The sequence below is a fragment of the Phormidesmis priestleyi BC1401 genome (assembly GCF_001650195.1).
Classification (GTDB): Bacteria; Cyanobacteriota; Cyanobacteriia; order Leptolyngbyales; family Leptolyngbyaceae; genus Phormidesmis_A; species Phormidesmis_A priestleyi_B.
Map to the genome: position 1 here is coordinate 26323 of NZ_LXYR01000011.1, position 15874 is coordinate 42196.

Below are 15874 nucleotides of genomic sequence, written 5' to 3' on the forward strand. Positions count from 1 at the left end.
AACTCCTTAACTGAAAGAACGTTGAGTTGTTAAAGCCACCGTTGCTATGCCAGACAGACCTCTTTAACCACCCGATCTACTGAGTCGAAAAAGACGCTTTCTGAGAAATGGCTGAGGGCATGGTGACGAATGGTGCGGTAGTCCCAGGGTATCTCGCTTGCGTCGAGCAAGGCATTGTGCAGTGATTCTGGCGTTTGTGACTTGAAAAACACGCCTGTCTTGCCAGGAACTTGAGTGTCTAACACTCCTCCCATACCATAGGCAATCACGGGCGTTCCACTGGCGTTTGCCTCGATCGGAACCAAACCATAATCTTCGAGTGCCGTCACAATCACCGATCGAGACTTTGCCAGTAGATGCTTACGATCGACATCGCTGACGTGACCTAGAAACTGAATGTTCTTTAAAGCACGAGCCTGCAAGTTTTCTCGTTCTGGTCCATCTCCGGTGATCACGAGCTTCCATCCCAACCAGTTAAACGCTTCGACAATGACATCGATCCGTTTATAGCTGAGTAACCGAGCTGACGCTAGATAGAAGTCCTCTTTTTGGTCTGAGAACGTGAACTGAGCGCTGTCGATCGGATAATTAACGACCAAAGCGGGTTTTTTATAGATCTCTTGAATCCGCCGTGCCACAACGCTAGAGTTTGCGATATACAAACTTGGCTCTTGAGAAAACGCCAAATCTGCCTTTCGCATTTGTTGAAACAGCGACTCGATTAAAGGATAAAACCGTCGATATGCAGAATATTCTCGCAGATAGGTTTTGGTGTCCCACAAAAAGCGAGTGACATTATGACAAAAGCAAACGTGCTTTGCATCAGGACGCTTTTTTACCCCTTTTGCAAACGTTGTGCTGCTGCTAATAATCAAATCATAGTCACTCAAATCAAGGGCACGGAACGCCGAATAATAGAAAGGGGCTAACAGTTTGAAGTGTTTAGCCGCAGAAGGAATTCGCTGCAAATAAGTGGTGTATACTTGGCGATCGCCAAAGTCGATCGAATGCTGGGGATCATAGAGAGAGGTGAAAATATCTGCATCAGGGTAATGTTTGCAGAGCAACTCAAAGACTCGCTCTGCTCCACCCCGCTGCGTCAAATAGTCATGGACGAGGGCAACTTTCATGACTGCACGCTGAGTAAAGGCAATAGTCTTGGAGCCAATCTTTGAAGAATAATTTACAGTTAAAGCGTTATAAACAGGTAAAACAAACGGCACGAAGCTGACGACGGTTAATTCTTCTAGACGATCATTTACCGCAACACTCTAATTTTGTGAGAAGAACTTATCATCATCCGATCGAAGTATCTATCTCACTGCCTTCTGTATGTCTAATGACATGAGTCAGTAGGCTTGTGCAAGATTAGATACTCGCGATCTCAGACTATTAATCTCCATCGATTTCATCTGCCCGTAAATCTCCCGGCTCGTTTAGCATCTCTGGAGTCACCGCCGGATTTTCAACCAGTTCTCTAGGGTCACCTACATAACCCCCTGAATACACGAGATCCATTGGGTTAACGGTCTTCGCTTTCCGCTCTTCTGCATCGTCACTGTCTAGGTCGGGAAGTCTTTCGGTCGGCTCAGTGCTCATAGCAAATTCTCTCAATGACAGCTTGCCCAAGCTTAGAGAGACGATCGTGCTGACAACGCCTATCTATAGGAGGAATTTATCACAGAAGTCGATCGCTAGATCTGATCTTCGTTCTTGTCTAATATCGAAGGCTCTAACCAGCTAGGAACATAGTGACTCGACTTACGGAGTTCTCGATCGAGCGCTTTATAGTCCGATTCTTTCTCGAAGACTAGCCCCCAAAATTGCGATGAATGATTGAGATGAATGGTGTGACAAAGTTCGTGAATCAGCACATAGCGGACTAGATGAGTCGGCAGAAATAAGAGTTTGTAGTTAAGACTGATGTTTTTCTGCTGAGAACAGCTTGCCCAGAGGGTCTTTTGCCCTCTCACCGACGCTTTATTAAAGGGAAGATTTAATTCTTGGCTGACTAACCACAACCACGGCACCAAACGCTGATAGGCTTTGTGGCTAAGCCATTGCTGCAACAACGATTTACAGGCATCTTCGTTTTGGGTGCAGCCTCGCAAAATCAGCCGTGATTTGTCTTTTTCGGTCAGGGTGACGCGATTAGACTGAGTGGGTTGATATTCGACTTGCCAGCGTTGGTCGATCGCTCTAAGCTGCAACCGATCGGGCAACTCATGAGATGCTTCAAGCGATAGTTGTTGACGTTGTTCTTCGAGTCGATCGGTTGTCTTAGCAATCCAACTTTGCTTGGTGTGCAAGATCTCAGGAATGCGACTCTGATCAAACCCTTTCGGAACGATGACTTCTAGCCCGCCTTGGACGGTCATTCTCAGGCTAACGTGTTTTGCCTTCAAGCTCTCCCGAACTCTGTAGCCGGGGAGCGCCGTAAGCTGACCCGTGATCAGTGTAGACTCAGCCATTTGTATCTATTGCGGCGATTGCTAATCAGTAAGATAATTTAACGGTGACTGACTGAAGGAGGCATTCAATTCTCTCACCCTGCTAAGCGCCAACATAACGGGCTGCCGAATGAATTAGTAAGATTACTACTATTTATAATACCAGCATCATTGGGATTGCTGAGTTGGATTCAGTCCCATATTAAGGATTGCCTAAACCAAACGATAGTGTCTAAGGAAGGGTTTTGGCTCGATCGTCGCTAACTTCGGTTAGGGGAGGCGAGATTCCGAAACTGCGTAAACTGTGGCTCAAACAAAAGTTTCACGGTGCCTGTGGGTCCATTGCGGTGTTTGCTGATGATTACTTCTGCGATGCCACGATCGGGCGTGTCTTTGTTGTAATATTCATCGCGGTATAACATCATCACGAGGTCAGCGTCTTGCTCGATCGATCCCGATTCGCGAAGGTCAGACATCATCGGGCGCTTTTCGGTTCTCGATTCTACGCCTCGGCTGAGTTGAGACAGCGCAATCACCGGAACGTTTAACTCACGCGCCAGACCTTTGAGCGATCGCGTAATTCGTGACAATACCTGAACTCGATTTTCGCTGCCGCTGCCTTCCATCAACTGCAAATAGTCGATGAGCACGAGTCCCAAAGCGCCGCCTTGCTCTGCTTGCAGTCGTCGAGCCTGCGATCGCATCTCGTTGGCTCCCAGGTTGGGCGTGTCGTCAATAAAAATTGGTAACTGCGATAGAGTGCTGATCGCGTGTCCTAACGGCTCCCATTCATTTTGACTGATGCGTCCGGCTCGCAGTCGTCCGCTCTCGATTCGCACTTCGCTGGCTAAGAGACGCTGCACAAGCTGGTCTTTTGACATCTCTAAGCTAAAGATGGCAATCGGAAGTTTGTGATAAGCCGCAATGTTACGAGCGATATTCAGCACAAAGCTGGTTTTCCCCATGGATGGACGACCCGCGACGATCACCAGATCCGATCGTTGAAATCCCTGGGTCATTGCGTCTAGATCATAAAATCCGCAAGACAGACCGGGGGTTGCCATCCCGGTTGAGAGACGTTCGATCTCAGAGAATGTTTGAGTGAGAACATCGGCGGCAGCGACGAGTCCCTGCTGGGGGCGTGCCTGAGTGACATTAAAGATCTTCTGCTCTGCGTCGTCTAAGACCGTTTCTAAATCTTCAGCCGTTTCGTGCCCTAGCTGAGAAATTTGCTGCCCAACTTTGATCAATTTACGACGCAGATGTTTGTCGGTGACAAGCTGCGCATATTGGTCGATGTTGACCGCGCTCACCGTGCGATCGACTAACTGCACTAATTTATTTTGCCCACCTACTTTATCGAGCAAGCCGCGATCTTGAAGCCAAGTGGTGACACTCATCAAATCGGTCGCACTGCCCTGACTTTGAAGGGCGATCGCTGCCCTAAAAATTTCTTTGTGGGCGCTGAGATAAAACGCATCTGGAGCAATCAGATCGAGAATGCGAGTCAGCGCTTCGGGGTCGAGCAAGATGCCTCCCAGAATCGCTTCTTCTGCATCAATGTTCTGGGGGGGGACTCGATCTTGAAATGGTTGAAAGCTAAGTTGTTCTTGAGCCATGATCAGGCGGCTACCGCAGATTAAGGGCATTTTTAGGGGTGAGCCACCGCCTCAAATGCTCCACTCGACCCCATCACTATACAACGATAGTTTAGCAAAGAATAGTAGCCTTGTACTAAGAGTTGAGGATTGTCATCAGAAGACCTGATGCAACCCTCGACTCTTAACCCTAACTTGCAACGACCTGAATCATCACCGTCGCAGTCACTTCAGGATGCAGCTTGATCTCAGCTTTATAGTCACCAATCTTGTGAACATCGGGAACGGTGATCCCCCGCCGATCGATGTCTTGACCTGTGACTTGCTTGATCACATCTGCCACATCTTGGTTGGTGACCGTTCCAAAGATGGCATCGTTTTCACCGATTTGCTTGGCGATCGTCAAGCGACCTGCTTTTTCAAGCGCTGCTTTTTGGGTCATCGAGACTTCCTTCAGCTCTGCGAGACGCTGACGCTCTTTTTCTTTGCGTCGCTCAACTTGCTTAAGCAGCCCAGGAGTCACGTTCTGCCCCATACCCTGCGGAATCAAATAATTTCTGGCGTAACCGGGAGCCACTTCGACCAAATCACCCGATTTACCGAGCTTGCTAACGTCCTTATTGAGGACTAACTGAATGCGCTTCGCCATAATGTTTCCTGTTGTCAACTGTGCCGCCGAACTTCCTATCTTACTGGAGAAAGGGCTGGGTGGTGATCTTTGAGGGTTGAATTTAAGGGATACGATCGCTCTTCAGTCTACACGATGGGCAACTAATTGCCCTCCTCACGCAGTGGAGCAAAGCCCTCGCAACCCTTCTCCCCAAGGAGAAAGGCTCTCGGACCGTTCCGGTTCCCTCTCCTACGGGAGAGGGCTAGGGTGAGGGTAGTTTTCGCAGGTGTTTCAGGAAAGTCGCATATCGCTCTTTATCTCTCTATATGAGAGCTTTCAACCCTCAAATTTTCAGCGTTTCCCCAACTTTCATCACTCGCAGTTGACTCTTGGCTCCTTGCTGTCTGAGAGCCTGAGAAAACGCGTCTGGGGTTCCTGTCAAGGCTGGAAAAGTCCCAAAGTGCATAGGCACTACGATCGTGGGATTCACCAATTTAACCGCCTCGGCTGCTCGCGTCGGTCCCATTGTGAAGTGATCCCCGATGCAAGCGAGCATTAGATTGACTTTGTGAAACTGGGGGATCAGCGTCATGTCCTGAAACAAGTCTGTGTCGCCCGTGTGATAAATTACAGGTCCATTTTTGACGCTGATCAAAAATCCGCCAGGGTTGCCCGCAAAGTGAGCAGGGCTACCATCTGATGCCACCGCCGAGCTATGAATCGCAGGAATGAAGGCTACTTTTACGTCTCCATTGAGCAGGGTAAGCTCTCCTCCAAAGTTGCCTTGAGTCTCTAACCCTACGAGGTCTTTTGGATAGCCTCCGTAATTTACCAGAGCTTGACCGAGATCAGCCGTGCTAACAAGTTTCGCTTTTGTTTTTTGAGCGATCGTGGCTGCATCTCCCACATGATCAAAATGTCCGTGAGTGATCAGAATCAAATCGACTCGATCGAGCTTCGCCAAATCTGCTTTTCCGGTCGGGTTGACTGGGTTTGTGAGCCAGGGATCAATCAACAAAACTTTGCCCGAAGGCGTTGTCAGTTTAAAGGCAGACTGTCCATACCACTGAAGTTGAGTATTAAGAGCAGGTTGAGCACTGCTGCTGAACACGTTGCTGCTAAAGACAATCGCTGTCAAAACGAGGGCGGCAAATGCACCTCTAGCTACAGAGAGATGCGCCTTCATCTGCTTTAAAGTCGTCATTTTATCAAGCCTTAATCTAGTAGAGATAAACTGCTCACCTATTCAGATTAGAGCCATTTTTGGAACATAGCTTACCGTTAATGCGTCTCTAAAACAGTCTGATAGAGTGACGTTCCCTTACGACTAGGGTTAATCTTAATCAGCAGCTCGATGAACAACTTCACTTTTACAGAGAGAACCACTGCTTCAGCAAAACTTCGTGTGTAATTGCGTCAATTGACCGTTGACATTACACCATAAATACCCTTGCCGTCTTACTAGAAAGGCTATAGATTTAGACCAGCCTCAAAGAAATCGCTTCTTCTTTTAATTTTCAAGTCGTGTCTGCAAACCCCAACGCCCCAGGGAATCTAGAAACCTCGAAAGAAACCACTGCACAATGCAGCCTGTGGAGTCTAGAGATGAACGAAAAATTTGAAAAATGGCTCACGATCGCTGCCTTGGGCAGTTGGGTCGCCTCAATGGGAGCGCTAGTCGCGATCGAAGTTGCCTCTACTCAGATTATATCTGACCTGTCTTTGTCTTCAGAGTCTCAGGCAACTCGCTCTTATGGAAGGCGATCACAATTTGCCTCCGTTTTAGACTCGCAGTTTTACCAACAGTTAAAGCAGTCAGACGCTGTGATTGGCTTAGAACCCGATCGAGATCATTGGCTTGACCATACTCTAGTCAGCCACGAAGTCTTGAACCGAGATTTTTCTGGGTCAGATGTTAAAAGCCTATCCTCATCTGAAGAAACGCTCACTCATGACCACAAGCTGGGGTCTGTTTGGACGTTGGCGCAGATCCCTGAATCTTGGCATCGAGTGCCGAAGTAATGTCGGTTTCCATTCGCGAATTCTAGACCCTTTGCCGCTTGACCTCATACAAAATCAACGCGGCTGAGATTGCCACATTTAATGATTCCACACCCGGACTCAACGGGATTGTCACTTGCTGATCCGCGAGGTCATTTAACTCTTGAGATAGCCCTGCGCCTTCGTTGCCCAACAAAATCAGACTCGGCAGACAAAAATCGACTTCCCAATATGTCTGAGATGCCGTAGGAACGGTCGATATGACCTGCATTCCCTCCGCTTTGCACTTGAGAATATCGGTCCTGAGATCAGCACTCACTGCCATCGGCAGTCTAAACCACTGCCCTGCGGACGATCGCAGCACTTTGGGATGATCTAAATCAACGCTGTTATCGCTCACCAGCAAGCCATCTGCTCCGGCTGCCGCCGCTGTGCGAATAATCGTTCCTAAATTGCCTGGGTCTTGAATCGTTTCTAGAACCAACCCCAACTGAGCAAAGTGCAGCGACTGCGTATGAATTCGCTCTGCTGTTGCCACAACGCCATCAGGTTCAACGGTGGTTGCGATCGCTTTCAAAACGTCGGGGCTGACCAACTCAATTCGTTGGGCAACTTCTGACAGACGCAGCCACAGCGCCTCGTGTCGCGATCGCCACGCTTCGGTGTAGCAGACAACCTCTAATGGAGCTTGAACGGCACAGGCTTCTTCCAGCAAGTGTGTTCCTTCTAGCAAAAAAAGCTGCTGTTCTCGTCGGTCTTTGGCGCGATGCAACCTCCGCAATTGCTTGACCAAAGAGTTTTGGAGACTTGTCAACATTGCGCTAAAGAATATTGAGAATGTCAGAACACTGGTTGCGGAAGTGATTAAGATTTCGTTACAAAACTTTAACCATCCATAAGCAGAATTGCAGTGATCAGAGGGTTTATCGTGCCGATCGGTTTATCAGACAGTCGATAACCCTTGGGAAGGCATGGCTCTTCCAACGATGCGGAACCCGGGACTTGAACCCGGAAGTCCTTGCGAACACTAGAACCTGAATCTAGCGCGTCTACCAATTCCGCCAGTCCCGCATGAGACGTTTTGAGCGTCACGATCTCCAACTATGCAGTAGAGTGATCCACCTGTCAATGATTTTTGAAATTTATTCAGCGATCGAGATTACACTGACACGGTTGACTTTTAGTTGCTGTGACTTCAAAGTCTGGACATCTGTGATCTTTCCAGTAGAATCAAAACCAACTTTGAAGTTGTTGTAAAAATGCTAACTCAGGAGGACAAACCCATTACTTCCGCTCTCAGCCTGCCCAACTCTCAGTCTTCACCCGAAGAAACTAATTCAGTGCTTGAAATCTGGGGAAAAACCCCTCTCAGTGGACACGTCAAGATCAGTGGCGCAAAAAACTCGGCGCTGGTGATCATCGTCGGCGCGTTGTTATGTTCACAAGATTGCCGAATTCGGAATGTTCCCTTGTTAGCCGATGTCACCCGAATGGGCGAGATTTTAGCAGCGCTGGGAGTCAAGCTGACTCAAAATGGGGATGTCCTCGATATTGATGCCTCTCATATCAGTCATACAAAAGCGCCTTATGAGTTGGTCAGCCAACTGCGGGCAAGCTTTTTCGTGATCGGTCCTCTGCTTGCCAGAATGGGTGTGGCGAGGGTGCCACTGCCCGGAGGATGCTCGATCGGTGCTCGTCCTGTCGATCTGCATGTGCGCGGGTTACAGGCAATGGGCGCAAACGTTCACATCGATCACGGCATCGTTCACGCCTATGTGACGGGTGCAAACAAACGCCTTCAGGGTGCCAAGATTTACCTCGACTACCCCAGCGTCGGAGCGACTGAAACTCTGATGATGGCGGCGACTCTAGCCGAGGGTGAGACGACGATCGAGAATGCCGCTCAAGAACCCGAAGTCGCAGATTTAGCAAATTTCTGTCGAGCAATGGGTGCCAAGATTCGCGGGGCGGGCACGAACACGATCGTCATTTCTGGCGTTCCCAGTCTGCACTCGGTCGATTACAGCATCATCCCCGATCGCATTGAGGCAGGCACCTTTTTGCTAGCGGGGGCGATGACCCGATCGGAGATTACTCTATCCCCAATTATTCCTGACCACTTGACTGCCGTTCTCGCCAAAATGCGCGACATGGGCATCCGGGTCGTGATGGACAGCCCCAAGCAAATGCGAGTTTTGCCCAGTCAAAACTATCGCTCAACCGACATCGAAACCCTTCCCTATCCGGGTTTTCCAACGGATATGCAAGCGCCTTTTATGTCGCTGCTGACGCTTGCTCAAGGCGATAGCGTGATTAGCGAAACGGTGTTTGAGAATCGTCTGGGTCATGTGCCCGAACTGAATCGCATGGGCGCAGACATCCGCGTCAAAGGCAATCACGCCATCATTCGCGGGGTACCACTGCTCTCAGGTGCGCCTGTGGTTGCAACGGATCTGCGGGCTTCGGCGGCTCTGGTCGTCGCGGCGCTCGCGGCAGAAGGCAAAACCACAATTCAAGGGCTGCATCACCTCGATCGAGGCTATGAGAACTTAGAGCAAAAACTGAAGAATCTCGGAGCCAAACTTCATCGCGTTCAAGAACCCTCTGACCTAGAACCAAGCACGATCGAGATCGCGCCAACGTCTGTCCGATCGTCCACTTAAAACCCGAGGAAGGATGACAGTCTTCTCTGCCTTCATCCTTCCTTTCGTTCTTCTCGTTATACTGTCTTTGAGATGCCCTTTTGACTACCCTTCATGTCTTTCTCAAAGTCGCTCCTTGTTGGCTTAAAAGCTGACCAGTTCCGTCACCCTCTTGATTTAGAAGCCACCAATTCTCTCAAGCAGCTACCCGGACTCGATTTGCTGATCCGCAATCTGCTGGGACCCGTTGCGGAACAGTTTTTTTATTTAGAGAATATTGCGTCGAGCATTCTCGTCGGTGAACAGCAGTTGCCTCAAATCTATGATCTGCTGCTAGAAGCCTGTCGAGTGCTAGATGTTGAGCCACCCCAGCTTTATGTGCGGCAAAATCCGGTTCCCAATGCCTACACGTTTGCAATGCGCGGTAAGCAGCCGTTTATTGTGATGCACACGTCGCTGATTGAGTTGCTGACACCCGAAGAGATTCAGGCGGTCATTGCCCATGAGTTGGGGCACCTCAAATGTGATCACGGGGTTTACCTGACTCTGGCAAATATTATCGTGTTAGCCGCTGGGCAGCTTCCCCTCGGAGGCGTGATTACACAAGGGCTACAGGCTCAGATTTTAGAATGGGTTCGCTGTGCGGAATTTACGTGCGATCGCGCCGCCCTACTTGCCACTCAAGACCCCAAAACCATCATGTCTGTGATGATGAAGCTTACCGGAGGCTCACCATCTCTCGCAAGTCAGCTTAATCTGGATGCCTTCATTGCTCAGGCACGGGCGTATGACGACGTAGACAAAACCGAGATCGGTCAACTGCTCAAACAAATGCAAACGTCTCAACTGACTCACCCAGTGCCCGTTTTGCGGGCGCGAGAAATCGATCGCTGGGCAAGCAGCCAAAGTTATCAATCCTTGCTGCAAAAGCAGACAATAGGCTATGATAGTGAAGCGAAATCTAAGGGCGGATGGCGAAACTGGTAGACGCACCACACTCAAAATGTGGCACCGAAAGGTATGGGAGTTCGATTCTCCCTCCGCCCATCTCAATTAAGGAAGGTTACTATGGCTCGACTGCTCAAACGCTGGGAGTCTCCTCGCCGTGAGGGACGCAACCACAAAGGCAAAGGCGGCTCTGCTCGTCAAAGACAGCTCAAAAAACAGACTCAAATGCTTCGCAAAAAGCTCCAAGAAGGCTTTGAGCCTGAAGTCAAACAGGGAGAGAACACATTCAGTTCTCTCCCTTCTTTTTTGAAAAAAATACCGCAACCCGTTAAAAGAGTAGGCTAAAGTCTAACAGTTGATAGTTTGAGAGCGTCTCGATCGTGGATTATGAAACGGCTCGTCGCTTATTGATCGATCAAAGCAGCGAAAACCTGGGTTCTGATGGCTTTGTCGTGCGATTGCGGCAAGGGCAACCGCCGATTCCAGGTCAGGTCACGTCGATTTTGCTGTCGCTCAAAGTTTTGTTCGAGGCATTAAAAGGAGAGACGACGCTCGATCGTGACCTCTCCTACGCGCTCTATCTGATCGCCAGTGAAGGCAGACGACTCTTTGAAGCCGGACTCAAACAGAATTCTGACTGTCCGCCGTTGTTGGATGAAGACCTCGATCGCATCGCTGCCGCCGTAAGAAGCATTTTTTCGGGAGTTTGGCAATGACTCTGACATTTACTCAACGTCTGTCGGCAGTTGATCGTGGCTCTGTTCACCACGTTTTATCCCTGAATGCAGAAGAACGATCGCGATCGCGTCATCCCGTTCAAACTGACGCTGGGGAAGCGGTTTATTTACATCTTCCCAGAGGCACGACGCTGCGAGAAGGCGATTGGCTTCAAGCCGAATCGGGGGAACTCGCTCAAGTGCGTGCCAGCCCCGAACCTGTACTCACTGTCACGGCGGAGAGAACGATCGACTTGCTGCAAGCGGCTTATCATCTGGGCAATCGTCACGTTTCGCTCGAAATCACCGAGACTTACTTGCGCCTTTCGCCCGATCCGGTGCTGCAAGATTTGCTCAACCATCGCGGGTTGACCGTGGTCGAAGAAATCGCCCCGTTTCAGCCAGAAACCGGAGCCTATGGACACCATGCCCACTAATTCTGCGTTGCGAAGTTTGCTACAGCTTGCCAGTCCGACTCTGCCCGTTGGTGCCTACAGCTATTCTGAGGGACTCGAAGCGCTGGCAGACAAAATCACGAGTGCGGCCAGTCTCGACCATTGGCTGCGGCAAGAATTGCGCTATGGAGCTGTCAGATTAGAAGCGGCGGTGATGATTCGCGCCTATAGATCGAGCCTCGCCCAAGATTTTTTGGCATTGACTGATTGGAATCGCTGGCTGTCTGCCACGCGAGAAACTGAGGAGCTACGATCGCAAAGCTGGCAAATGGGGCGATCGCTGCTGCGACTCATTCAGGACTTACAGGAGAACGAGATTACAACGCTACTTTTAAAGCAAGACTGCAACTTTGCGATCGCCTTTGGCACCGTCGCGGCTCGATGGCAAATCGACGAACAATCTGCCACTATCGGCTATCTTCACAGTTGGGCAACCAATCTAATTGGTGCAGGCATCAAGCTGATTCCGCTAGGGCAAACGGCAGGGCAACGGCTGCTTTTAGAACTGGATGAGGAACTCGATCGGGCAACTCAGGAGATTCTAACGTTGCAAGATGACGATTTGAGTAGCTGCGGCTGGGGTTTATCATTGGCAAGCATGGCACACGAAACGCTTTATAGTCGCCTGTTTCGCAGTTAAACAATACTGAATATTGAGTGAGATTATATGAATGCTTTTCGAGTCGGGATTGCGGGTCCAGTGGGGTCAGGTAAAACCGCGTTAGTTGATGCGCTCTGCAAAGCAATGCGGCAGACGTTCAATATTGCGGTCGTGACGAATGATATTTATACCCAAGAAGATGCCCAGTTTTTGGTGCGAAGTCAGGCACTAGAGCGCGATCGCATCCTCGGTGTCGAGACGGGCGGCTGTCCACATACAGCAATTCGCGAAGATGCCTCGATGAATTTGGCGGCGATCGAAGAACTCGAACAGCGCTTTCTCAACTTGAATCTGATTTTTGTCGAGAGTGGCGGTGACAATTTAGCGGCGACCTTTAGCCCCGAACTTGTGGATTTAAATGTCTATGTCATTGACGTAGCAGGAGGTGACAAAATCCCGCGTAAAGGCGGACCGGGCATCACAAAATCTGATCTACTGATCATTAATAAAATCGACCTCGCTCCTTACGTTGGAGCAGATTTGGGCGTGATGGAGCGAGATGCCCAAAAAATGCGAGGACAAAAGCCATTTGTGTTCACGAATCTCAAAACTCAAGACGGATTAGGAGCGATCGTAGACTTCATTCAATCCCGCGCAGGGCTGACTTTGGAGACAGACGTAACAACTTAGTCCATTTTTTGTAATCTGCTATACAATTACTCCTCAAAGCCAGTCTTAATATCACAAAGTCACGGCTGAGTCTGTGAGTCTAGTCGTTTGAACAATGGATTTTAGACGATAGACCCTAGAGGTTTATGACCTGAATCTCTAGACCACAGTGACTTTAGACTTGGTTTGACCTCATTGTTTCGATTCGCTCGTGGGGAGCAAAGTAGCTGAATATGACAAAGCGATTTCGTCGGCGTGAATTCCTGATTTTTGGCTCGGCTGCAACGGGCAGTATCTTATTAAAGGCGTGTTCTAGTGCACCTCCGATCGCAGGCAGTTCGACATCTCCGGCAGCAACCACCGCCGCCACGTCTGCCGCATCAGGCAACACCATTAAAGTGGGCATTTTGCACTCGCTGAGTGGCACGATGGCAATCTCTGAAAAGAGCGTCGTCGATGCTGAACAACTGGCGATCGAAGAAATCAACAAATCAGGCGGTGTTTTAGGCAAACAGATTGAAGCGATCGTCGAAGATGGCAACTCTGATTGGCCTACCTTTGCTGAGAAAGCCAAGAAGTTAATTGACCAAGATAAGGTGGCAACCGTCTTTGGCTGCTGGACTTCTGCCAGCCGCAAAGCCGTGTTGCCCGTGTTTGAGTCGAAGAAGAGCTTGCTCTGGTATCCGGTGCAGTATGAAGGGCAAGAATGTTCTAACAACGTCTTCTACACGGGAGCTGCGCCTAACCAGCAAATCGAGCCTTCGGTGCAGTGGTTGCTCGACAACAAAGGCAAAGACTTCTTCCTCGTCGGGTCAGACTATGTGTTCCCTCGAACGGCAAACACGATTATCAAAGCCCAACTCGCAGCAAAGGGCGGCAAAACCCTGGGTGAAGACTACATCCCTCTCGGCAGCACTGAAGTAAAGGCAGTCATCGCCAAAATCAAGCAAGCGCTTCCTAACGGTGGCGTGATTTACAACAGTTTGAACGGAGACAGCAACGTTGCCTTCTTTAAAGAACTGCAAGCGTCTGGGATGGGTCCTGACAAATATCCGTCGATGTCGGTGAGCATTGCCGAAGAAGAAGTCAAAGCGATCGGGGTGGAATATCTCAAAGGTCACTACGCAGCGTGGAACTACTTCCAAACAGTGGATACTCCTGCGAGTAAGAAGTTTGTCGATGCATTCAAAGCGAAGTATGGTGCCGATCGGGTTGTCAATGACCCGATGGAAGCGTCTTACATCATGGTCTATCTGTGGAAGCAAGCGGTCGAGAAAGCGAAAACAGCAGACGATCTCGACAAGGTGAAGATGGCAGCTTATGGACAGACCTTTGATGCCCCTGAAGGTGTGGTGACAATGAACACGAACCATCACCTGTCTAAGTTTGTGCGGATTGGTCAAGTCGCAGATGATGGCTTATTTAAGATCGTCTACGCAACCAAAGACGCGGTGAAGCCCATTCCTTGGAACCAGTTTGTGACCGACACCAAAGGCTATGCCTGCGATTGGTCTGATCCTGCAAAAGGCGGCAAATATAAGACGACTTAACTCTGAGTTGATTAGAGCTTACTGATTTTTGAATGCGATAGATCCTTTATCTGTCGCATTCTATTGATCAATAGTCGTGCTTTCTTACTTAAACTCAACTCCCAAACCCTCTGATTTAGGTTGAGCGAAACGTACACAGTTCACGCCTTTGCAACGGACGATCGTGCCCACTTCTAGGAAGAATCTTCTAACACCTAAGTTAAGCAGTCCCGTTCTTGAACCGTACCCTACAGTGATTGCCTAGACATTCTGCTCAGATTCACTTTGCATCTCACAGCACACTTTTCAAATTTGCGCTGTGGGATTCTAGATTCCGTTCGCGTAACCCATTACTCGAAATTTAAATGCTATCAGGATTATTAGACGGTATCTTTAGCGGAATCAGCATCGGTTCCGTTTTGCTGCTAGCCGCGTTGGGACTCGCGATCGTCTTCGGACTCATGGGTGTGATCAACATGGCGCACGGTGAGATAATGATGCTCGGAGCCTACACGACGTTTGTGGTTCAGAACGTGTTTAAAGGATTTGGCGGTGTGTGGTTTGATCTCTACATTTTCTTTGCGCTAATCGCTGCCTTTATTGTCACAGCTCTGTTTGGCTTAGTGTTAGAGCGGGGTGTGATTCGCTATCTCTATGGCAGACCGCTCGAAACATTGCTGGCAACGTGGGGCGTAAGTCTAATTTTGCAGCAGTTTGTGCGCAGCGTTAGCTGGGTTTTAGTGATTGGAATTGTTTTATTTTGTCTCCTATTCTTTGGTGCATTAAAATTTTTGTCGCGTCGTCCTGATTTTGATCGCATTCGCAATTGGGTGATTACAATCATGCTGCCATTGTCAGCAGCGATCGCGATCGTGACCGGAATTGTAATCGGACAGACCTATAAACTTGCTGCAACTAAACCCTGGTTTGGTGCCCAAAATGTCGATGTGACTGCGCCCAGATGGTTACGCGGGGGGCTTCCGGTCGGAGACTTTCAACTCTCCTACGCTCGGATCTTTATTATTGTGCTGACGATCACCTGCGTCGTTGCGGTCTATCTGTTTCTGAATCGATCGGCGTGGGGGTTGCGAATCCGATCGGTGACTCAAAATCGCAGCATGAGCGCCTGTCTAGGCATTCCGACTCAAAAAGTAGATGCGCTGACCTTTGCCCTCGGTTCGGGTCTCGCAGGCATCGCAGGATGTGCGGTAAGTTTGCTCGGCTCGGTCGGACCCAACACCGGACAGAACTACATCGTTGACACCTTTATGGTGGTCGTCGTGGGCGGCGTTGGCAAACTGGTGGGCAGCATCGTGGCGGCAATGGTGATTGGCACGGCTACTTATCTGGTGGGATCTGGAACCTTAGCTAACTTGCTAGAACCTGTCAAACCACTTGCAGATTTCTTTACTTTTTTTGCCACCACCAGCATGGCAAAAGTGATGGTATTTGCGTTGATTGTCGTGTTTCTACAGTTTCGTCCCGCAGGATTATTTCCGCAGAAGGGACGCACCGTTGACGCATGATGAATAGACCTCTTGCAAACGTCGCTGCCCTCACCCTAAATCCCTCTCCCAAGTTTGGGAGAGGGACTTTGAAATCTTGCTCCCCTTCTCCCAAGTTTGGGAGAAGGGGTTGGGGGATGAGGGCATCTT

General features: G+C 49.5%; 17 protein-coding genes and 2 tRNA genes. 11 read left to right on the forward strand and 8 right to left on the reverse strand.

The window, feature by feature from the left end:
• Nucleotides 1–44 precede the first annotated feature (44 nt).
• The 6 genes from A8707_RS08205 to A8707_RS08230 form a co-directional block, all read right to left on the reverse strand.
• Entirely contained in the window at nt 45–1130 is a 1086-nt protein-coding gene (locus A8707_RS08205; protein ID WP_068816330.1) for a glycosyltransferase, read from the reverse strand.
• A gap of 262 nt (nt 1131–1392) precedes the next feature.
• Nucleotides 1393–1599 carry a hypothetical protein gene (locus A8707_RS08210; protein WP_068816331.1) on the reverse strand — a complete coding sequence of 69 codons (207 nt, stop codon included), beginning with the start codon at nt 1597–1599 and terminating at the stop codon, nt 1393–1395.
• A gap of 95 nt (nt 1600–1694) precedes the next feature.
• Complete coding sequence (locus A8707_RS08215; protein ID WP_068816332.1) at nt 1695–2471, reverse strand: M48 family metallopeptidase; 777 nt, start codon at nt 2469–2471, stop codon at nt 1695–1697.
• A gap of 239 nt (nt 2472–2710) precedes the next feature.
• Complete coding sequence (dnaB, locus tag A8707_RS08220) at nt 2711–4069, reverse strand: replicative DNA helicase (RefSeq protein ID WP_068816417.1); 1359 nt, start codon at nt 4067–4069, stop codon at nt 2711–2713.
• A gap of 169 nt (nt 4070–4238) precedes the next feature.
• A complete protein-coding gene (gene rplI, locus A8707_RS08225; protein WP_068816333.1) occupies nt 4239–4697 on the reverse strand; it encodes a 50S ribosomal protein L9 in 459 nt (152 codons plus the stop codon).
• A 304-nt stretch (nt 4698–5001) separates the two neighbouring features.
• The gene (locus tag A8707_RS08230; protein ID WP_231947984.1) at nt 5002–5862 is read right to left on the reverse strand and encodes a metal-dependent hydrolase; all 861 of its coding nucleotides are present in this window, start codon (nt 5860–5862) and stop codon (nt 5002–5004) included.
• A gap of 401 nt (nt 5863–6263) precedes the next feature.
• On the opposite strand from A8707_RS08230, the gene A8707_RS08235 reads away from it, so the two are divergent.
• Nucleotides 6264–6680: a hypothetical protein gene (locus A8707_RS08235; RefSeq protein ID WP_156518432.1), complete on the forward strand. Its 417-nt coding sequence runs from the start codon at nt 6264–6266 to the stop codon at nt 6678–6680.
• A gap of 22 nt (nt 6681–6702) precedes the next feature.
• Here the strand turns inward: A8707_RS08235 and A8707_RS08240 are convergent, their stop codons facing one another.
• Together A8707_RS08240 and A8707_RS08245 are read right to left on the reverse strand one after the other, a co-directional pair.
• Nucleotides 6703–7476 (reverse strand): TrmH family RNA methyltransferase, encoded by a 774-nt coding sequence (locus tag A8707_RS08240; protein WP_068816335.1) that lies wholly within the window; start codon nt 7474–7476, stop codon nt 6703–6705.
• A gap of 170 nt (nt 7477–7646) precedes the next feature.
• A tRNA-Leu gene (locus A8707_RS08245) sits at nt 7647–7730 on the reverse strand.
• Nucleotides 7731–7918: 188 nt separating this feature from the next.
• Between A8707_RS08245 and murA the strand changes: the two genes are divergently transcribed.
• The 10 genes from murA to A8707_RS08290 all read left to right on the forward strand — a co-directional run bounded on the left by murA (nt 7919) and on the right by A8707_RS08290 (nt 15745).
• Entirely contained in the window at nt 7919–9322 is a 1404-nt protein-coding gene (murA, locus tag A8707_RS08250) for a UDP-N-acetylglucosamine 1-carboxyvinyltransferase (protein WP_068816336.1), read from the forward strand.
• Between the two features lie 93 nt (nt 9323–9415).
• Nucleotides 9416–10288: a M48 family metallopeptidase gene (locus A8707_RS26765; protein WP_074382479.1), complete on the forward strand. Its 873-nt coding sequence runs from the start codon at nt 9416–9418 to the stop codon at nt 10286–10288.
• Nucleotides 10267–10348: transfer RNA gene (locus A8707_RS08255), tRNA-Leu, on the forward strand. Before A8707_RS26765 ends, A8707_RS08255 begins: the two co-directional genes overlap by 22 nt.
• Before the next feature lie 21 nt (nt 10349–10369).
• On the forward strand, nt 10370–10594 hold the full coding sequence (locus tag A8707_RS08260; RefSeq protein WP_068816337.1) for a hypothetical protein: 225 nt from the start codon (nt 10370–10372) through the stop codon (nt 10592–10594).
• Between the two features lie 35 nt (nt 10595–10629).
• Complete coding sequence (locus A8707_RS08265; RefSeq protein ID WP_068816338.1) at nt 10630–10965, forward strand: Dethiobiotin synthetase; 336 nt, start codon at nt 10630–10632, stop codon at nt 10963–10965.
• Nucleotides 10962–11402, forward strand: coding sequence for an urease accessory protein UreE (gene ureE, locus A8707_RS08270; RefSeq protein ID WP_068816339.1), 441 nt, complete (start codon nt 10962–10964; stop codon nt 11400–11402). Before A8707_RS08265 ends, ureE begins: the two co-directional genes overlap by 4 nt.
• Nucleotides 11392–12060, forward strand: a complete 669-nt coding sequence (locus A8707_RS08275) for an urease accessory protein UreF (protein ID WP_197484689.1) — start codon at nt 11392–11394, stop codon at nt 12058–12060. The genes ureE and A8707_RS08275 overlap by 11 nt, the downstream gene beginning before the upstream one ends.
• A 27-nt stretch (nt 12061–12087) precedes the next feature.
• Entirely contained in the window at nt 12088–12711 is a 624-nt protein-coding gene (ureG, locus tag A8707_RS08280) for an urease accessory protein UreG (RefSeq protein ID WP_068816341.1), read from the forward strand.
• A 212-nt stretch (nt 12712–12923) separates the two neighbouring features.
• Nucleotides 12924–14240: an urea ABC transporter substrate-binding protein gene (gene urtA, locus A8707_RS08285; protein ID WP_068816342.1), complete on the forward strand. Its 1317-nt coding sequence runs from the start codon at nt 12924–12926 to the stop codon at nt 14238–14240.
• Between the two features lie 344 nt (nt 14241–14584).
• On the forward strand, nt 14585–15745 hold the full coding sequence (locus A8707_RS08290) for an ABC transporter permease subunit (protein ID WP_068816343.1): 1161 nt from the start codon (nt 14585–14587) through the stop codon (nt 15743–15745).
• Nucleotides 15746–15874: the final 129 nt, after the last annotated feature.